The sequence below is a fragment of the Micromonospora sp. CA-244673 genome, from assembly GCF_050948395.1.
Lineage (GTDB): Bacteria > Actinomycetota > Actinomycetes > Mycobacteriales > Micromonosporaceae > Micromonospora.
This window is the reverse complement of sequence record NZ_CP192019.1, coordinates 1319194-1335888: the sequence shown is the minus strand read 5'-3', so window position 1 is coordinate 1335888 and position 16695 is coordinate 1319194. Positions and strand designations below refer to the sequence as shown.

The following is a 16695-nucleotide window of genomic DNA, read 5'->3' as shown; positions in this document are numbered from 1 at the left end:
CCGTGGCCCCCGGATGCGGCCGGATCCGATTTCTTTTTCTCGGGCCGGACCGCATCCGGACCGGCCCCGCCCGACGAAGAGGAGGTGGACGAGGGAGCGCAGATTGACTGGGAGAGTGGGGCGAAGGCTGTGGCGGCTACAGTCGGGCATGCCCCAGCGAAGGCGGACCGTCCCGTGACGACGGTCCGGCAGGGCCCCGAGCCGCCGGGCGACGACGACCTCGCCGCACGGTTCCGCGCCGGGGACGAGACCGCCCTGCGGGCGGCGTACGACCGGTACGGCCGGGCCGTGCTGCACCTGGCCACCACGACCCTGGCCAACCGCAGCGACGCCGAGGACGTGACCCAGGCGACGTTCGTCGCCGCCTGGCTCGGCCGGGAGACGTTCGACCCGGAGAAGGGGTCGCTGGTCGGGTGGCTGCTCGGGATCGGGCGGCGCAAGGTCGTCGACCGGCTCCGGGCCGCCGCCCGGGAGACCCGGGTGGTGGAGACGGTCCGCCGGCTGCCCGAGCCGGCGACCACCGGGCCGGACCCGGACACCGTGGTCGACCGGCTGGTCGTCGCCGACGAGCTGGCCCAGCTCCCGGACGAGCAGCGGCGGATGCTGGAGCTGGCGTTCTACGACGACCTGACCCACCAGCAGATCGCGACCGTGACCGGAGTGCCGCTGGGCACGGTCAAGAGCCACATCCGGCGCGGCATGCAGAGCCTGAGACGCAGATGGGAGGTGGACGGTGCCGCACGTGGACCACGACCGGCTGGTCTTTCTGGCGCTCGGTGAGAGCGAGGCCGAGGGCGGTGAGGCCACCCACCTCGACAGCTGCGCGCACTGCCGGGACGAGTTGGCGTCGCTCCGGCACGTCGCCGGGCTGGGCGCCGGCACCCAGGGCCTGAGCGACCTGCCCGAGCCGCCGGAGCACGTCTGGCAGGGCATCGTCGCGGAGATCCGGGAGGCCGAGGAGTTGCCCGCGCTGACCCGGCGGCGTCCGCCGCGCACCGGTGACCCGGTCGAGCCGGCCGGCCGGCCGGCGACGGCGCCCCGCTCGCGCCGTGGCCGCCGCTGGCCACGCTGGGCGACCACGGCGGTCACCGCCACGGCCGCCGCGCTGATCGGCGTGGTGGGCACCGCCGTCGTACTGGGCGGCGGTGACGAGCCGCCGCCCCAGCCCACGGTGCTGGCCAGCGCGCCGCTGGCCGCGTTCGGGTCGACGCCGAAGGACGCCTCGGGCGACGCCCGGGTGCTCGACGGCAGCCGGCTGCACCTGCATGTGGCGAATCTCCCGAGCGTTCCCGGGTACTACGAGGTCTGGCTGATTGATCCCCGGACGATGAAGATGTTTTCCTTGGGTACCCTGAGCAAGGCGTCGGGAGACGAGTTGCTTCCGGTGCCCCCGAACGTCGACCTCCGGACCTACTCGGTGGTCGACGTCTCCGCCGAACAGTTCGACAACAAGCCCGCCCACTCCGGCGACAGTTTGCTGAGGGGCACCCTGACGGGCTGATCGGCGGGCCGGCTCAGCTCCCCGGCCCGCCGATCAGCTCCCTTCCACCGCACGGAAGGGGCCGCGACACACGCGAGCCGCCGCCCGGATCACCGGACGGCGGCTCGTGTCGTGACGGGGTCACTTGCGCTTGCGGATCTCCTCGGCGGCCTGCGGGACGACCTTGAACAGGTCGCCGACCACGCCGAAGTCGGCCAGCTCGAAGATCGGCGCCTCGGCGTCCTTGTTCACCGCGACGATGGTCTTCGAGGTCTGCATGCCGGCCCGGTGCTGGATCGCGCCGGAGATGCCCAGCGCGACGTAGAGCTGCGGGGAGACGGTCTTGCCGGTCTGGCCCACCTGGAACTGGTGGGGGTAGAAGCCGGAGTCGACGGCCGCGCGGGACGCGCCGACCGCGCCGCCGAGCAGGTCGGCCAGCTCCTCGACCAGCTTGAAGTTGTCGGCGTTGCCGACGCCGCGACCGCCGGAGACGACGACCGACGCCTCGGTGAGCTCCGGACGGGAGCCCTTCTGCTCGGCGACCCGCTCGACGACCTTGGCCAGCTTGTCCGCGTCGGAGACCGACACGGTGAGCTGCTCGACGGCCGGGGTGGCCGCGGCCGGGGCCGGGTTGAGCGAGTTGGGCCGGACGGTGACCAGCGGCAGGCCCTTGGTGACCTTGGACTTGACGATGGTGGAGCCGGCGAAGGCGACCTGGGTGGCGGTGCCGTCGGCGGCGAGGGCCACCACGTCGGTCAGGATGCCGTTCTCCAGCTTGACGGCCAGGCGGGCGGCGATCTCCTTGCCCTCCTGGGAGGAGGCGAGCAGCACGGCGGCCGGCTGCACCCGCCCGACGAGCTCGGCCAGCACGGTGGCCTTCGGGGCCACCAGGTAGCCGTCGATCTCCTCGCCCTCGGCGGCGTAGATCTTCTCCGCGCCGTACTCGCCCAGCTTGGCGCTCAGCGCCTCGGCGGCGTCGGCGCCACCGAGCACGACCGCGCTCGGGGTGCCCAGCTCGCGGGCGAGGGTGAGCATCTCCAGGGTGACCTTCTTGACGCCGAATTCCTTGGTGGCTTCGACGACGACGAGAACCTCAGACATGTCCAGACCTCTCACACGAACTTCTCGGTGGCGAGGAACTCGACCAGCTTCGCGCCGCCCTCGCCCTCGTCGGTGATCTTCTCGCCGCCGGAGCGCGGCGGGCGCTTGGTGTGCTCGAGCACGGCGCTGGTGGCGCCGTCGAAGCCCACCTCGGCGGGTGCGACGCCGAGGTCACCCAGGGAGAGCGTCTGCACCGGCTTCTTCTTGGCGGCCATGATGCCCTTGAAGGAGGGGTAGCGCGGCTCGTTGATGGTGTCCCAGACGGAGACGACGGCCGGGGTCGAGGCGGTGACCACCTCGTAGCCCTCCTCGGTCTGCCGCTCGACGGTCAGCGTGGCGCCGTCGACGGTGAGCTTGCGCGCGCCGGTCAGGGCGGCCACGCCCAGCCGCTCGGCGATCATGTGCGGCATGACCTGCACGCGGCCGTCGGTCGACTCGGCGCCGCAGATGACCAGGTCGGCGTTGAGCTGCCCCAGGGCGGCGGCGAGCACCTTCGAGGTGGTCACGGCGCAGGACCCGTGCAGGGCGTCGTCCACCACGTGCACGGCCTTGTCCGGCCCCATGGAGAGCGCCTTGCGGATCGACTCGGTCGCCCGGTCCGGACCCATGGTCAGGATGGTGACCTCGCCGCCGTGCGCCTCCTTGATCTTCAACGCCTCCTCGATGGCGTACTCGTCCATCTCGTTGATGACGTTGTTCGCCGAACCGCGGTCGACGGTGTTGTCGTCAGGACGCAGGTTGCGGTCCGCGCCCGAATCGGGCACCTGCTTGACGAGTACGACGATGTTCATCGCGCTTCGACGACCCTCCTGTTTGGTGTAGCGATCACTCGCCCGGTCACGGGCGCAGCCTTGCGCGTGACTTAACGTTCGGTCAACCGCGCGGAGCTGTGCAGTTGCCCACGGGGCTTATGTTACCCGCAAGTAGCATCCGCTCCCCGGCGCCTCAGAGTGACACAGCTCACCGGGCTCCGTCGCGGCGGGTAAGCTCCCAAAATAGGGAGGTGACGGATATGCCGGAAAAGAGCCTTTCGACGGGGGAGCGGGACGCGGCGGACGGCCCCGGGACCGTCCGCCGCGCCTGCCGCCGGATGCTCCCGGAGACCTACCGCTGCGCCTGCGGCCGCGTCCGCGACCGCTGCGTCCGGGCCAGCGTGCGCACGCTCTGGTCGGCCGAGCCGGTCAGGCGGGCTCGGCCAGCGCATGCCTGATCTTGTCGATCACCGCCGCCTCGGCGGGCGCGATGCCCCGGTGGGCCTGCGCCACCCGGTCGGCCGCGGCCAGCACCACCGACCGGTACGCCTCGACGTCCCCCGGTGACTTGGTCCGGAGGATCTCCACGGCCCGGCCCAGCGCCGGCAGCACGGTCGCCTCGATCTCCAGCGCCGAGTCCCGGGGCAGCTGCGGCAGCGGGCCGGTGGTGAGGGCCTCCTTGACCACCCCGCTGGCGCCGCCCAGCGCCCCGGACGCGGCGATGCTCTCGCGCACCATGGCCAGCATCCCGGGCACCGCGTTGGAGACCAGGAACACGGCCCCGAAGGCTCCGGTCTTGAGGGTGAGCTGCTCGTCCGCCGTCAACCGCTCCATGATCACGGAGTGTAGACGTACGGGGTGGTCGTGGTGACCGCAACGAGACCGAGCCGCTCCAGGATGGGCCGGCTGTCCGGCGAGCAGTCCACCTGCACGAGGGTCTTGCCGCGCTGCTCGGCCAGCCGCGCCCGGTACGCCACCAGGGCCCGGTACACGCCCTTGCGCCGCCACTCCGGCAGCGTCGAGCCGCCCCAGAGGGTGGCGAAGCCGGTGTTGCGCAGGTAGCGCACCCAGCCGGCGCTGACCACGGTGTCGCCCGCCTCGGCCACCACGATCGTGATCGACTGCGGGTCCGCCTCGATCTCCCGGGCCAGCCCGGTCACCAGGTGGCTCCGGTCCTCCTGCCAGACCGCCTGTTCCATGGCGGCGATCCGTTGCAGGTCCTCGTGGCTGGTGACCTCGCGCAGGCGTACCCCCTCGGGCGGCGTCGGGACGGCGGCGGACAGGGCCGCGACCGGGCCGATCACGACCGTCTCCAGGTCCTCCGGCACGAAGCCGGCGGCCCGCAGCCGGTCGCCCAGGTCGGCTGGCTCGTCGTGCCCGTTGAGCTTCCACTCGGCCCCCTCGCCCCGGGCCCGGAAGAACTCGACCTGCCGGGCGATCAGCGCGTCCAGCTCGGCACCGGCCAGCCCGTCCAGCGTCCGGTACGTGATGAAGCCGCGGTGGTCCAGGCCGAGGATGCGGATCAGCGGGCCGTCCCGGTCGATGGTCACCCCGGCCGGCACCGGGTCGGGCAGCTCCGGGCGGATCTGGGTGTCGTAGGCGTCGCGCAGGCTCCGCGCGTCAAGATCGGTCATCCCTTCAGGCTAGGCACCGGGCAAAGCGGATAATGGAGGCCGTGTGGGAGGCGATCAGGCGCTGGTTCGACCCGCGCGAGCTGCGGTCGGTCGGCAACAGGCCGGACTACCGCTTCTCGCTGGCCAACGAGCGGACCTTCCTGGCCTGGCTGCGCACCGGGCTGGCGTTGATCGCCGGCGGGCTGGCCGCCGCGCAGTTCCTCCCCCGGCTGCCCCTGGAGCACCTGCGCGAGGTGATCGCCGTCGCGCTGCTGCTGCTCGGCGCCACGGTCGCCGTCCGGGCGGTCGACCACTGGGCCCGCACCGAGCGGGCCATCCGGCTGGACGAGGAGCTGCCCGCGTCCCGCTTCCCGGCCGTCCTGGCTCTGGTGGTCGCGCTCGGCGCGCTGCTGCTGGCGGCCGTCGTGCTGGCCCGGGGCCTCGGGTGAGGCGGGACCCGGGGCTGCAACCGGAACGCACCCGGCTGGCCTGGCGACGGACGCTGCTCGCGGTCACCGTGATCCTCGTGCTGGAACTCCGGCTGGCGTTCACCGGGCGCACCGCCGACGCGCTGCTGGCCGGGCTGGCCGTGGTCACCTGGCTGGGCGTCCTGCTGACCGGCTGGCGCCGGGCCACCGGCGCCGGGCCGCGCGGGCCGGCGCGCTGGTCGATCCCGCTGACCGCGCTGGCCGCCGCCGGCCTGGCGCTGCTGGGCGTGGTGCACGTGCTGCGCGGGCTGCGCTGACCGTCCCCGGTGGGCCATGATGTCCGGCATGGTTCGCCTTTACGGGCTGCTCTTCCTGGCCCAGCTCGTGCTCGCCGTCTGCGCCCTGATCAGCTGCCTCTCCGCCGAGGAGGGCGAGATCCGCGCGCTGCCCCGGATCGCCTGGGTGCTGATCATCCTGTTCTTCCCGCTGGTCGGCTCGATCGCCTGGTTCGTCGCCGGCCGGGAGGCCGGCGCCCGGCGGACGCGGACCGCCTGGCCGATGGGGAACGGCTTCTCCGAGCAGCACCGCCCCCGGCAGGTCGCGCCGGACGACGACCCCGAGTTCCTCTCCTCGCTCGCCGAGCGCAAGCGGGCCGACGACCAGGAACGCCTCCGCCGCTGGGAGGAGGACCTGCGCCGGCGTGAGGAGGAGCTGCGCCGCGGGCAGGACGACCGGGACCGGCCGGAGGTCTGAGCGCCGCCACCGGGCGCCGGGCGGGCACAATCGACGCCGTGCGGATCAGCCTGCTCGGCCCCCTGGAGCTGCGCGCCGACACCGGTACGCCGGTGGAGGTGGGCGGCGCCCGGCTGCGCCGGTTGCTGATCCTGCTGGCCCTGGAGCCGGGCCGCACGGTCACCGCCGGCCGGCTCACCGACGCGCTCTGGGCGGGCGAGCCGCCGGCCGGGGCCGCGAACGCGCTCCAGGCCCTCGTCTCGCGGCTCCGCCGGGCCGGGCTGCCCGTCGAGGCGCAGCCCGGCGGCTACCGGCTCGCCGTGGCACCCGACGACGTGGACGCGCACCGGTTCGAGGCCGCGGTCCGGGCCGCCCGGGCCCGGCTCGTCGACGACCCGACCGAGGGCTGCCGCCGGCTGGCCGAGGCGCTGGCGCTCTGGCGCGGCCCGGCCCTGGCCGACGTGGCCGACGCGGACTTCGCCCGGGCGCCGGTGGCCCGGCTCACCGAGCTGCGGCTCGCCGCCACGGAGGACCTGGTCGAGGCGCGGCTGGACCGGGCGGCGCCGGACGCCCTGCTGCCGCAGCTGCGCGAGCTGGTCGCCGCCCACCCGCTGCGGGAGCGGCTGACCGGGCTGCTGATCCGGGCGCTGCACCGGGCCGGCCACCCGGCCGAGGCCCTCGCCGAGTACGAACGGCTGCGCGCCATCCTCACCGACACCCTCGGCACCGACCCCGGCCCCGAGCTGGCCGCCCTGCACCTGGAGGTCCTGCGCGGCGAGCCGGCGGCCGCCCCCGTCCGCGCCGACCGACCCGCCCCGGCCGACCCGGGTGGTCCGTCCCGCCCGGCCCGGGGGAACCTGCCCGCCACGCTGACCAGTTTCGTCGGGCGCGAGGAGGAGGTGGCCCGGGTCGCCGGGCTGCTCGACCGGTCCCGCCTGGCCACCCTCACCGGCCCCGGCGGGGCCGGCAAGACCCGGCTGGCGGTGGAGTCGGGCCGCGCCGTGGCCGGCCGCTTCCCGGACGGGGTGTGGCTGGTGCCGCTCGCCCCGGTCACCGACCCGGCCGAGGTGCCGGGGGCCGCCCTCGCCGCGCTCGGCCTGCGCGAGCAGGCGCTGCTGGCCCGGGCCGGCCGCGGCGCCCCCGAGCCGGCCGACCCGGTCGGGCGGCTGGTCGACGCGCTCGCCGGGCGTACGGCCCTGCTGCTGCTGGACAACTGCGAGCACCTGATCGACGCGGCGGCTGGCCTCACCGAACGTCTGCTCACCGCCTGTCCCGGGTTGCGGGTGCTGGCCACCAGCCGGGAGCCGCTGGGCATCACCGGGGAGGCGCTGCGGCCGGTGGAGTCGCTGGCCCTGCCCCCGGCCGGCGCGGACCCGGCGACCGCGCTGGCGTACCCGGCCGTGCGGCTCTTCGCCGACCGGGCCGGCGCGGTCCGCCCGGACTTCGCGGTGGACGCGGCCACGGTCGGCCCGGTGGTGCGCATCTGCCGCGCGCTGGACGGCATGCCGCTCGCCATCGAGCTGGCCGCCGCCCGGCTGCGCGCCATGACGGCGGCGCAGGTGGACACCCGGCTGGACGACCGGTTCCGGCTGCTGACCGGCGGCAGCCGGACGGCCCTGCCCCGGCACCAGACGTTGCGCGCCGTGGTCGACTGGAGCTGGGACCTGCTCGGCGACGGGGAGCGGGCGCTCTGGCGGCGGCTGGCCGTCTTCGCCGGCGGCGCGACCCTGGACGCGGTCGAGCGGGTCTGCGCCGTCGAACGACCACTCCAGCTCGGCGCGTCTGCCGCCGCGCCGCGACCTGGAGCGGTCGCGGACGTCCTCGACGCCATCTCCGCGCTCGTGGACAAGTCGCTGGTGGTGGCGGGCGGCACGGGCGAGCCGCGCTACCGGATGCTGGAGACCATCCGCGAGTACGGCCTGGACCGGCTCGCCGAGGCGGGCGAGACGGACGAGGTCCGGCGGGCACACGCCGCCGAATACCTGGCCCTGGCCGAGGCGGCCGAGCCCGAGCTGCGCGGCGCGGCGCAGCTGGACTGGCTGCGCCGGCTCGCGGCCGACCACGACAACGTGCACGCCGGGCTGCGCCACGCGATCGCCGTCGGCGACGCCCCCACCGCCGTCCGGTACGCCGCCGCGCTGGGCTGGTACTGGTGGCTGACCGGCCAGCGCGCCGAGGGCGCCGACCTGGCCGGCCAGGTGCTGGAGCTGCCCGGGGTGGCCGACACGCCGCCCACCGCCACCGCCCTCGCCCTGGCCACCGCCGCGCTGAACCTGATCGACACCCGCAGCGACGAGGTCACGGTCAGCCGGGAACGGCTGGCCCGGGCCGCGGAGCTGTCCCTCGGGCGCGAGCACGAACACCCGCTGCTGCGCCTCGCCGCGCCGATCGCGGCGGCTTTCGACACGAACTTCCAGTCGCCCGCCATGGCCGCCATGGTGGCCCTGTTCGACGACCCGGATCCGTGGGTGGCCGGCATCGCCCGGCTGATCCGGGCGCACTCCCTGCTCAACGGGGGCCTGTCGGATGCCGACGCGGAGGCCGACCTGCGGGCCGGGCTGGCGCACTACCGCCAGGTCGGCGACCGGTGGGGCATGTCGTTCAGCCTCACCTCGCTGGCCGACCTGCTCGACCGGCGCGGCGAGGCCGCCGAGGCGACTCCGTACCACGAGGAGGCCATGACCTACTTCGAGGCGCTCGGCGTCCGCGAGGACGTGCCGGAGATGCGGCTGCGGCTGGCGCACAACCTGTGGCGGCGGGGCGAGCGGGACCGGGCGTGGGCGGAACTGGGCCGGGCGGTGCACGAGGCCGAGCTGTCCGCATCGGACGAGACGAGGGCGGCGCTCGCGTACGGCAGGGCGGAGCTGCTGCGCGCGGAGGGCGACCGGGCCGGGGCGCGGGCCTGCCTCACGGAGGGCGCCCGGCTGGTGGGCGACCGCGCGATCGCTCCGCAGTGGCGCGCGCTCAACGCGTCCACCCTGGCCGTGCTGGACGCCGCCGACGGCGATCTGGTCTCCGCCCGGACCCGGCACGACCAGGCCCTGAAGTTGGCGCTCAGCTCGCAGGACGCCCCGGTGGTCGCGGCCGTGCTGGTCGGCTACGCCGATCTGGCGCTGCGGCTCGGCCGGCCGGCGGCCGCCGCCCGGCTGCTCGGTGCGGCGACCGGGATCCGGGGCGGCCCCGACCACGCCGTGCTGGACCGCGCCCGGGTGGAGGCGGCCGCCCGCGACGCGCTCGGCGAGACGGGCTTCGCCGAGGCGTACGCGGGCGGGCTGGGTTACCGCTGGGCGACCGCCGCGGAGGCGGTGGCCGTCACACTCGACGCCTGAGCGCCCGCACCGCGAGCGGGGCGAAGACGGCGAGCAGCACGGCGGCCCAGATCAGCGACTTGGCGACCGGGCCGGCCACCGGGCCGGAGACCAGCAGGCCGCGCAGCGCGTCGGCCAGGATGGTGGCCGGGTTGACCTCCACCCAGTGCTGGAGCCAGGACGGCATCTTGTCGGTCGGCACGAACGCGTTGCTCGTGAAGGTCAGCGGGAAGATCACCATGAAGCCGAAGATCTGCACCTTGTCCGGCTCGCTGACCAGCACTCCGACCAGCACCGAGATCCACGAGGCGGCCAGCGAGAAGACCAGCAGCAGGGCGAACGCGGCCAGCAGCCCGGCGAACCCGTGGCCCACCCGGAAGCCGAGGATCATGCCGACGCCGATCAGCAGGGCCACCGACCACGCCTGCTTGACCGTGTCGGCGAGGATCCGGCCGGCCAGCGGCGACCAGCGGGCCACGGGCAGCGACCGGAGCCGGTCGAAGACGCCCTTGGTGAGGTCGGTGTTGAGCCCGAAGCCGGTGGTCATGGTGGCGAAGAACGCGTTCTGCACGATGATCCCGGGCAGCGCGAACTTCAGGTAGTCACTCGGCGAGCCGGCGATCGCGGTGCCGAAGACATAGGTGAACAGCAGCACGAACATCACCGGCTGGATGCTCAGGTCGAGCAGCTCCATGGGGTTGTGCTTGATCTGCACGAGGCTGCGCCAGGCCAGGGTGAAGGTGTTCCGCAGCCCGGCGACGAGGCCCGGGCGGCGGGCCGGGGCGAGCGGGGCGGCGAGGGTGGCGGCGGTCATGCCGGGATCCTTTCCAGGTCGGTGCGGGCCGGGGCGTCCTGCTCGGCGCGGTGACCGGTCAGGGAGAGGAAGACCTCGTCCAGGCTGGCGCCGCGCAGCGCCAGCTCGGCCACCGCCACCTCGGCGGCGTCGAGCCGCCGGACCACGGCCGGCAGCACGTCTGGGTCGTTCACCGGCACGGTGACGGTGGCCTGGGCGACCTCCGGGGCGGCCCCGGTGACCTCGGCGGCGACGGCCACCACGGTCGGCAGGTCGGCGGGATCGGTCGGGCGGACGGTGAGCACCTGGCCGCCGGTGCGCGCCTTCAGCTCCTCCGGGGCGCCCTGGGCGATCACCCGGCCGTGGTCGACCACCGCGATCTCGCCGGCGAGCTGGTCGGCCTCCTCCAGGTACTGCGTGGTGAGCAGCACGGTCACCCCGTCGGCCACCAGGGTGCGGACGATGTCCCACAGCTCGTTGCGGCTGCGCGGGTCGAGCCCGGTGGTCGGCTCGTCGAGGAAGAGCACCTGCGGGCGGCCGACCAGGCTGGCGGCCAGGTCGAGCCGGCGGCGCATGCCGCCGGAGTAGGTCTTGGCGGCCCGCTCGGCGGCGTCGGTGAGCTGGAAGTCGGCCAGCAGCGCCCGGGCGCGGGCCCGGGCGTCGGCCCGGGACAGCCCGAGCAGGCGGCCGATGAGCAGCAGGTTCTCGGTGCCGGTGAGGTTCTCGTCGACCGAGGCGTACTGGCCGGTGAGGCCGATCAGCTGGCGCACCCGGTGGGCGTCGCGGCGGACGTCGTAGCCGCCCACCGTGGCGTGCCCCTCGTCGGCGGCGAGCAGGGTGGCCAGCACCCGGACCGCCGTGGTCTTGCCCGCCCCGTTCGGCCCGAGCAGCCCGAACACCGTCCCGGTGGGGACGGCCAGGTCCACCCCGGCCAGCGCGGTGGTGGCGCCGAAGCGGCGCACCAGACCTTCCGCGCGGATCGCGTAAGTCATCGTTGCTCCCGTCGTTCTCGCTGGTCACCCCACCTTGAGCGACGGCGCTGACGTTACGGCGACAGGCGCTGACAGACCGCTGATTTACCTCCGGGCAGAACGACGCGACCGCCGTCGCCGGTCACCCGGGCGACGGCGGCCGCGGCGTCGAGGTCAGGCCAGGTTCGACGAGCGCGGGTACGCGTCGCCCGGATCGGTCAGCACGTTGACCAGGTACGGCACGCCGGCGTCGAACGCGCGGGTCAGGGCGGGGCCGAGGTCGGCGGCCTTCTCCACCGTCTCGCCCGCGCCGCCGAGCGCCTCGACCACCTTGTCGTAGCGCAGCCCGGGCTGCAGGTCGGCGGCCACGTCGTAGCCGTACATGGCGCGCATCGGGTGCTTCTCCAGGCCCCAGATGCCGTTGTTGCCGACCACGATCACCACCGGGAGCCGCTGGCGGGCCAGGGATTCGACCTCCATCAGCGAGAAGCCGGCCGCGCCGTCGCCCATCAGCACGCAGATCTGCCGGTCGGGGTGGCTGACCCGGGCCCCCATGGCGTAGCCCATCCCGGTGCCCAGGCAGCCGTACGGGCCGGGGTCGAGCCAGGTGCCGGGCTGGGCGGGCTCCAGGTACTTCCCGGCGTACGAGACGAAGTCCCCGCCGTCGCCGATGGTGATCGCGTCGCGGGCGAGCACCTTGCGCAGCTCGCCGTAGACCCGGGCCGGGCGGATCGGGTCGGTCTCGGCGGCCATCTCCTCCGCGTCGCGCGCCTTCGCGGCGTCCTCGGCGGTGCGCAACTGGGCGATCCAGTCGGCGTGGTCGGCCCGGTTGCCCGGGTGTTCGGCGAACCCGGTGAGGATCAGCCGCAGGTCACCGGCGGGAGCGGCGGCGGGCTGGACGTGCCCGGCGCGCTGGCTGGGCGCGTCCACGACGTGCACCACCTGCGCGTCGCCGAAGTCGCCGAAGCCCAGCCGGAAGTCGAGCGGGGTGCCGACCACCACGACCACGTCGGCGTTCTTGAGGGCGACCCGCCGGGCCTTGGCGAAGGTGAGCGGGTGCTCCGGCGGCAGCGCGCCGCGGCCCATGCCGTTGGTGAAGACCGGCACCTGGAGGGACTCGGCGGCGGCCCGCAGCGCCTCGACGGCGTCGCCCGCGTACACGTCGGAGCCGGCGATGATCACCGGCCGGGACGCGGCGGCGATCAGGGCGGCGGCCTTCGCGACCTCGTCCGGGTCGGCCTCGATCGCCGCCGGCGGGGTGACCGCGGGCAGGTCGGCCTCGCCGACCGAGAAGACCGCCTCCAGGGGGAAGTCGAGGAAGGCCGGGCCGCGGTGCGGGGTGAGCGCGGCGGTGAGGGCCGCGGTCACCGCGCGCGGGATGTCGTCGGCGCTGAACACCGTCTCGGCGTGCTTGGTGACCGGGGCGACCAGCGGCAGGTGGTCCATCTCCTGGAGGCTGCCGGAGCCCCAGCGGAACTGCGGGGCCCGCCCGCCGAGCACCAGCACCGGCGAGGCGTTGAAGAAGGCGCTGGTCAGGCCGGAGACGCCGTTGGTGACGCCGGGGCCGGCGGTGAGCACGGCCAGGCCGGGGCGGCGCTGGAGCTTCGCCACCGCCTCGGCGGCGAAGACGGCGGACTGCTCGTGCCGGACGTCGTAGATTCCGAAGCCGGTCCGGTGCGCCGCGTCGTAGAGCGGGAAGACGTGCCCGCCGGAGAGGGTGAACATCTCCCGTACGCCGTGCGCGCGCAGCGCCGCGAGGGCCAGCTCGCCGCCGTGCCCCTCGACCCGTTCCGTCATCGCCACTTCCCTTCGTCATGACCGGAGTCACACGCTACTGGCCGGTAAGCGGGATGTGAACCGTTCTCGGGTCGGCGGCGGGACGGCCGCCGACCCGGGACGGCGGATCAGCGGCCGGTGAAGCCCGGCTTGCGCTTCTCGACGAACGCGGCCATGCCCTCGCGCCGGTCGTCGGTGGCGAACAGCGCCGCGAAGAGCTGGCTCTCCCAGGCCAGGCCGGAGTTGAGGTCCATGTCCAGGCCGCCGTCGACGGCCAGCTTGGCCGCCCGCAGCGCCTGCACCGGGCCGGTCAGGTACGGCTTCACGTAGGCGACCGCGGCCTCGTAGACCTCGGCGGCCGGGACCACCCGGTCGGCCAGGCCGATCCGCAGCGCCTCCTCGGCGTCGACCATCCGGCCCGTCATGATCAGGTCCTTGGCGCGGGCCGGGCCGACGAGGCGGGCCAGCCGCTGGGTGCCGCCGGCGCCCGGGATGATGCCGAGCCTGATCTCCGGCTGGCCGAGCTTGGCGTCGTCGGCCACGATCCGCCAGTCACAGGCCAGGGCCAGCTCGCAGCCGCCGCCCAGCGCGTAGCCGGTGATCGCGGCGACCACCGGCTTGGGGATCCGGGCGATGGCGCCCAGGGCGCTGGACAGGTCGGCTGCCCGGCCGGCCATGTCCACGTAGGACATGTCCGCCATCTCCTTGATGTCCGCGCCGGCCGCGAAGACCTTCTCGCCGCCGTACACGATGACCGCGCGGACCTCGGCGTCGGCGGTGGCCGCCGCGGCGGCGGCGCGCAACTCCTCCTGCACCTGGGTGTTGAGCGCGTTCATCGGCGGCCGCTCCAGCCGGATGGTGCCGATGCCGTCCTTCACTTCCAGCCTGACGAACTCGCCCACGCTGCCCTCACTTCCTCGTCGAAGTCGCGTGCCAACCTTACGACCAGGGTCGTTGGGGTAGACAGTGTGGTGTCGACGGCTCCAGGTCGCTGCGCGGCGAGCTGGAGTTGTCGCCGCCCCTGCACCGGGAGTGAGGCCATGATCACCTATTACGACGACAAGTCGGTCCAGGTCACCTCCACCGCCGTCCGGGTGGACGGGCGCAGCTATCCCCTCGCCGAACTGACCGTGGTGTGGCACCGGCGGGGCGACCGCTCCTGGCGGGTGCTCGCCGGCCGGGGCGCGATCGGCGCCGCCCTCGCCGGCCCGCTGGTGGCCGCCGTGCTCGGCATCGGCCTGGCGGTCTGGCTGCACCGCTCCGCCGTGGTCACCATCGCCATCGTCGGAGCGTCCGTGCTGGTCGGCCTCGGCATCGGGCCGCTCGCCGACGTGCTCTTCGAACACCTCGACCGCTCGTACGCCCGGGGCAGCCGGGAGCTGGAGATGTGGGCGCGCTGGCGGGGCCGGCCGGTGCGGCTGCTGCACATGGGCGACGCGCTGCGCTTCGGCCAGATCTACCGGGCGGTGCAGCGGGCCATGGAGAGCAACCCGCCGCGGCGTCAGAACGTGATCGGCACGTCGGGCAGCAGCCCGAGACCGCGCAGCAGGCCGTAGGTGTCCTGCTCGCCCCAGAACTGGACGATCCGCCCGCCGGCCAGCCGGTACATCTTGCACGCGCTCTGCACCGTGGTGGCCCCGGTCGCGTCCCGCCGGTAGGTCTGCGCCATCGAGACGACCACCCGGTCCCCAGCCGCGAAGATCTCCAGGATCCGCTGGTCGAGCACGGTCAGCCCGGGCGAGGAGACGGCCGCCTCGGGGTAGCGCCGGCCGCGCACCGCCGTGCCCGAGCCGTAGATCTCCACATCCTCGGCGACCACCTCGGCCAGCTCGGCCAGATCCTTGGTGACGAAGGTCCGCAGATAGCGCCGGACCGCCTCGATGTTGCGCTGCTGCTCGGTGCCGGCCGCCTCGGCCGCGTCCCGGTCCGCCATGCCGGGACGCTACCCCGCCGGCCGTCGCCGCACCGTCCCCTCTGGACGTGGGGTGGTTAGGCTGAATGATGACCCTCTATTACCGGGACGACGCGGTACAGGTCACCTCCAAGGCCATCCACGCCGGCGGGCACGTCGTCGCGCTCGCCGACGTCACGTACGTCTGGCACGCCCGCGGTGCGACCACCCTGGCGGTCCGGGGCCGGGTCCTGGGGCGCGGGGTGCTGGTCCTGCTGCTGTCGCTGCCGCCGCTCGTGGCGCTGGTCTGCGCGCTCTCGCTGGCCTGGGCCGCGCAGGACCGGGGCGACTGGAAGCTGGCGCTGGTCATCCTGGCCGCGTTCGTGGTGGTCGGGCTGGCCCTGACCCCGTTCCTGGAGGTGCCGCTCGGCTGGCTGGACCGCTCCTACGAGCGGGGCAACCGGGTGCACGAGCTGTGGGTGCAGCACCACGGCCGGGAGGTGCTGCTGCTGCGCACGCCCGACGCGCTCCGGTTCGGCCAGATCTACCGCGCCGTGCAGCGGGCAGTGGAGCAGCAGGGCGACCGTCGCTGACCGTCCGGGTGTGACGCTGGCCGCCCCGCTGCCACCCGGCGGTCCTGGCCGGCGGGACGCACACTGGGTGGCATGGCGATTCCCCTCCCCCGTCCCGGCGCCGTCGTCGGGCTCACCCGTTCCGCCCTGGACCAGGCGCTCGGCTCGGCCGCCGCGTTCGCCGCCGTGCCGGCCCGCGCCTTCGCGGTGCTCGACGAGGTGGAGGCGCTCGTACGGCGGATCAACGGGGTGGTCGACCGGATCGAGGGCACCCTCGACCGCACCGACCGGGTGCTCGACGACGCGGACGCGGCGGTCCGGGAGGTCGCCGTGATCAGCGCCGCCGCCACCGAGGCGATCGAGACCGCGACGGGAGTCGCCACGGCCGCCGCCTCTGTGGTGGGCGAGGCGGACCGGGTGGCCCGGGCTGCGGCTGCCCTGGTCGCCGAGGCCGACGCGGTGGCCGTCCGGGCCGCCGGGACGGTGGTCACCGCCGAGGAGGCGGCCGGCACGGCGGCCGAGCTGCTGGGCGCGTACGAGCCGGCGCTGCGCCGGGCCGCGCCGATGGCGGCCCGGTTCGTCGAGCAGCTGAGCCCGGAGGAGGTGACCGCGGCCATCCGGCTCGTCGACGAGCTGCCGAAGCTGAAGGAGCACCTGACCTCGGACGTGCTGCCGATCCTGGCCACCCTGGACCGGGTCGGCCCGGACCTGCACGACCTGCTGGCCGTCACCCGCGACCTCAAGCTGGCCGTGGCCGGCATCCCCGGGCTCGGCATGCTGCGCCGGCGGGGCGAACGCCTCACCGACGAGCCCGTCGACTGACGTCAGCAGTCGCAGGCGACCGCGGACCGGGGCGCGGTCAGGTCGTCCACCCGGCGGCGCACCGTGCCGGCCGACGTGACGACCGGCAGGCCCTCCCGCGCCCAGTACTCGAAGCCGCCGAGCATCTCCTTCACGGGATGGCCGAGCCGGGCGAACTCCAGCGCGGCCCGGGTGGCCCCGTTGCAGCCCGGTCCCCAGCAGTACGTCACCACGGTCGACCCGGCGGGCACCAGGTCGGCGGCCCGGGCGGCGATCTCGGCGGTGGGCAGGTGCAGGGCGCCGGGCAGGTGGGCCTGCCGCCACGCGGCGTCGCCCCGGGAGTCGACCACCACGAGTCCGGGCGTGCCCGCCTCCAGGGCGGCGTGCACGTCGCTGACGTCGGTCTCGAAGCTGAGTCGGGCGCGGAAGTGGGCGGCGGCGGTCGCCGGGTCGGCCGGCGGCACGGAGAAGGTCATG

Annotated in this window: 19 protein-coding genes; 9 read left to right on the top strand and 10 right to left on the bottom strand. The window is 74.7% G+C overall.

Annotated features, from left to right (window positions below; all coding sequences use genetic code 11):
* Nucleotides 1–174 precede the first annotated feature (174 nt).
* Together ACQP12_RS06490 and ACQP12_RS06485 are read left to right on the top strand one after the other, a co-directional pair.
* Nucleotides 175–780 carry an RNA polymerase sigma factor gene (locus ACQP12_RS06490; RefSeq protein ID WP_357937587.1) on the top strand — a complete coding sequence of 202 codons (606 nt, stop codon included), beginning with the start codon at nt 175–177 and terminating at the stop codon, nt 778–780.
* Nucleotides 734–1501 (top strand): anti-sigma factor, encoded by a 768-nt coding sequence (locus ACQP12_RS06485; RefSeq protein WP_433285846.1) that lies wholly within the window; start codon nt 734–736, stop codon nt 1499–1501. Before ACQP12_RS06490 ends, ACQP12_RS06485 begins: the two co-directional genes overlap by 47 nt.
* Nucleotides 1502–1621: 120 nt before the next feature.
* Here ACQP12_RS06485 and ACQP12_RS06480 read toward each other — a convergent pair whose 3' ends face one another.
* From ACQP12_RS06480 to ACQP12_RS06465, 4 genes are all read right to left on the bottom strand, one after another.
* Entirely contained in the window at nt 1622–2581 is a 960-nt protein-coding gene (locus ACQP12_RS06480) for an electron transfer flavoprotein subunit alpha/FixB family protein (protein WP_433285844.1), read from the bottom strand.
* Between the two features lie 11 nt (nt 2582–2592).
* A complete protein-coding gene (locus tag ACQP12_RS06475; RefSeq protein WP_433285842.1) occupies nt 2593–3372 on the bottom strand; it encodes an electron transfer flavoprotein subunit beta/FixA family protein in 780 nt (259 codons plus the stop codon).
* A gap of 390 nt (nt 3373–3762) precedes the next feature.
* Nucleotides 3763–4167, bottom strand: coding sequence for a hypothetical protein (locus ACQP12_RS06470; protein ID WP_357937595.1), 405 nt, complete (start codon nt 4165–4167; stop codon nt 3763–3765).
* Between the two features lie 2 nt (nt 4168–4169).
* Complete coding sequence (locus ACQP12_RS06465; protein WP_433285840.1) at nt 4170–4967, bottom strand: GNAT family N-acetyltransferase; 798 nt, start codon at nt 4965–4967, stop codon at nt 4170–4172.
* Nucleotides 4968–5008: 41 nt separating this feature from the next.
* On the opposite strand from ACQP12_RS06465, the gene ACQP12_RS06460 reads away from it, so the two are divergent.
* From ACQP12_RS06460 to ACQP12_RS06445, 4 genes are read left to right on the top strand one after another with little or no spacing between them, the layout of a single operon-like run.
* Nucleotides 5009–5395, top strand: coding sequence for a YidH family protein (locus tag ACQP12_RS06460; protein WP_357937599.1), 387 nt, complete (start codon nt 5009–5011; stop codon nt 5393–5395).
* The gene (locus ACQP12_RS06455) at nt 5392–5691 is read left to right on the top strand and encodes a DUF202 domain-containing protein (RefSeq protein ID WP_433285838.1); all 300 of its coding nucleotides are present in this window, start codon (nt 5392–5394) and stop codon (nt 5689–5691) included. The genes ACQP12_RS06460 and ACQP12_RS06455 overlap by 4 nt, the downstream gene beginning before the upstream one ends.
* Before the next feature lie 28 nt (nt 5692–5719).
* A complete protein-coding gene (locus ACQP12_RS06450; protein ID WP_357937603.1) occupies nt 5720–6127 on the top strand; it encodes a PLD nuclease N-terminal domain-containing protein in 408 nt (135 codons plus the stop codon).
* Nucleotides 6128–6165: 38 nt separating this feature from the next.
* Complete coding sequence (locus tag ACQP12_RS06445) at nt 6166–9435, top strand: BTAD domain-containing putative transcriptional regulator (protein ID WP_433285836.1); 3270 nt, start codon at nt 6166–6168, stop codon at nt 9433–9435.
* Here the strand turns inward: ACQP12_RS06445 and ACQP12_RS06440 are convergent.
* The 4 genes from ACQP12_RS06440 to ACQP12_RS06425 all read right to left on the bottom strand — a co-directional run bounded on the left by ACQP12_RS06440 (nt 9419) and on the right by ACQP12_RS06425 (nt 13856).
* Nucleotides 9419–10228, bottom strand: a complete 810-nt coding sequence (locus tag ACQP12_RS06440) for an ABC transporter permease (protein WP_433285834.1) — start codon at nt 10226–10228, stop codon at nt 9419–9421. The two genes, ACQP12_RS06445 and ACQP12_RS06440, sit on opposite strands and share 17 nt — an antisense overlap.
* Complete coding sequence (locus tag ACQP12_RS06435) at nt 10225–11199, bottom strand: ATP-binding cassette domain-containing protein (protein ID WP_433285832.1); 975 nt, start codon at nt 11197–11199, stop codon at nt 10225–10227. The genes ACQP12_RS06440 and ACQP12_RS06435 overlap by 4 nt, the downstream gene beginning before the upstream one ends.
* Nucleotides 11200–11352: 153 nt before the next feature.
* Entirely contained in the window at nt 11353–12975 is a 1623-nt protein-coding gene (locus ACQP12_RS06430; RefSeq protein WP_433285830.1) for an acetolactate synthase, read from the bottom strand.
* A 107-nt stretch (nt 12976–13082) separates the two neighbouring features.
* Nucleotides 13083–13856, bottom strand: a complete 774-nt coding sequence (locus ACQP12_RS06425) for an enoyl-CoA hydratase-related protein (RefSeq protein WP_357937613.1) — start codon at nt 13854–13856, stop codon at nt 13083–13085.
* A gap of 138 nt (nt 13857–13994) precedes the next feature.
* On the opposite strand from ACQP12_RS06425, the gene ACQP12_RS06420 reads away from it, so the two are divergent.
* Complete coding sequence (locus tag ACQP12_RS06420; protein ID WP_433285827.1) at nt 13995–14510, top strand: DUF6232 family protein; 516 nt, start codon at nt 13995–13997, stop codon at nt 14508–14510.
* Here the strand turns inward: ACQP12_RS06420 and ACQP12_RS06415 are convergent.
* A complete protein-coding gene (locus tag ACQP12_RS06415; RefSeq protein WP_433285825.1) occupies nt 14456–14887 on the bottom strand; it encodes a nuclear transport factor 2 family protein in 432 nt (143 codons plus the stop codon). The genes ACQP12_RS06420 and ACQP12_RS06415 overlap by 55 nt on opposite strands.
* A gap of 68 nt (nt 14888–14955) precedes the next feature.
* Between ACQP12_RS06415 and ACQP12_RS06410 the strand changes: the two genes are divergently transcribed.
* Together ACQP12_RS06410 and ACQP12_RS06405 are read left to right on the top strand one after the other, a co-directional pair.
* Nucleotides 14956–15438, top strand: a complete 483-nt coding sequence (locus tag ACQP12_RS06410; protein ID WP_433289145.1) for a DUF6232 family protein — start codon at nt 14956–14958, stop codon at nt 15436–15438.
* Nucleotides 15439–15510: 72 nt separating this feature from the next.
* Complete coding sequence (locus ACQP12_RS06405; RefSeq protein WP_433285823.1) at nt 15511–16239, top strand: hypothetical protein; 729 nt, start codon at nt 15511–15513, stop codon at nt 16237–16239.
* A gap of 2 nt (nt 16240–16241) precedes the next feature.
* Here ACQP12_RS06405 and ACQP12_RS06400 read toward each other — a convergent pair whose 3' ends face one another.
* Nucleotides 16242–16694 (bottom strand): rhodanese-like domain-containing protein, encoded by a 453-nt coding sequence (locus ACQP12_RS06400; protein WP_433285821.1) that lies wholly within the window; start codon nt 16692–16694, stop codon nt 16242–16244.
* Nucleotide 16695 lies beyond the last annotated feature (1 nt).

Coding starts and splice junctions, on each gene's coding strand:
- ACQP12_RS06480 (WP_433285844.1), bottom strand. CDS start 2,581: ATGTCTGAGGTTCTCGTCGTCGTCGAAGCCACCAAGGAATTCGGCGTC.
- ACQP12_RS06475 (WP_433285842.1), bottom strand. CDS start 3,372: ATGAACATCGTCGTACTCGTCAAGCAGGTGCCCGATTCGGGCGCGGAC.
- ACQP12_RS06470 (WP_357937595.1), bottom strand. CDS start 4,167: ATGGAGCGGTTGACGGCGGACGAGCAGCTCACCCTCAAGACCGGAGCC.
- ACQP12_RS06465 (WP_433285840.1), bottom strand. CDS start 4,967: ATGACCGATCTTGACGCGCGGAGCCTGCGCGACGCCTACGACACCCAG.
- ACQP12_RS06450 (WP_357937603.1), top strand. CDS start 5,720: ATGGTTCGCCTTTACGGGCTGCTCTTCCTGGCCCAGCTCGTGCTCGCC.
- ACQP12_RS06440 (WP_433285834.1), bottom strand. CDS start 10,228: ATGACCGCCGCCACCCTCGCCGCCCCGCTCGCCCCGGCCCGCCGCCCG.
- ACQP12_RS06435 (WP_433285832.1), bottom strand. CDS start 11,199: ATGACTTACGCGATCCGCGCGGAAGGTCTGGTGCGCCGCTTCGGCGCC.
- ACQP12_RS06430 (WP_433285830.1), bottom strand. CDS start 12,975: ATGACGGAACGGGTCGAGGGGCACGGCGGCGAGCTGGCCCTCGCGGCG.
- ACQP12_RS06420 (WP_433285827.1), top strand. CDS start 13,995: ATGATCACCTATTACGACGACAAGTCGGTCCAGGTCACCTCCACCGCC.
- ACQP12_RS06415 (WP_433285825.1), bottom strand. CDS start 14,887: ATGGCGGACCGGGACGCGGCCGAGGCGGCCGGCACCGAGCAGCAGCGC.
- ACQP12_RS06410 (WP_433289145.1), top strand. CDS start 14,956: ATGACCCTCTATTACCGGGACGACGCGGTACAGGTCACCTCCAAGGCC.
- ACQP12_RS06405 (WP_433285823.1), top strand. CDS start 15,511: ATGGCGATTCCCCTCCCCCGTCCCGGCGCCGTCGTCGGGCTCACCCGT.
- ACQP12_RS06400 (WP_433285821.1), bottom strand. CDS start 16,694: ATGACCTTCTCCGTGCCGCCGGCCGACCCGGCGACCGCCGCCGCCCAC.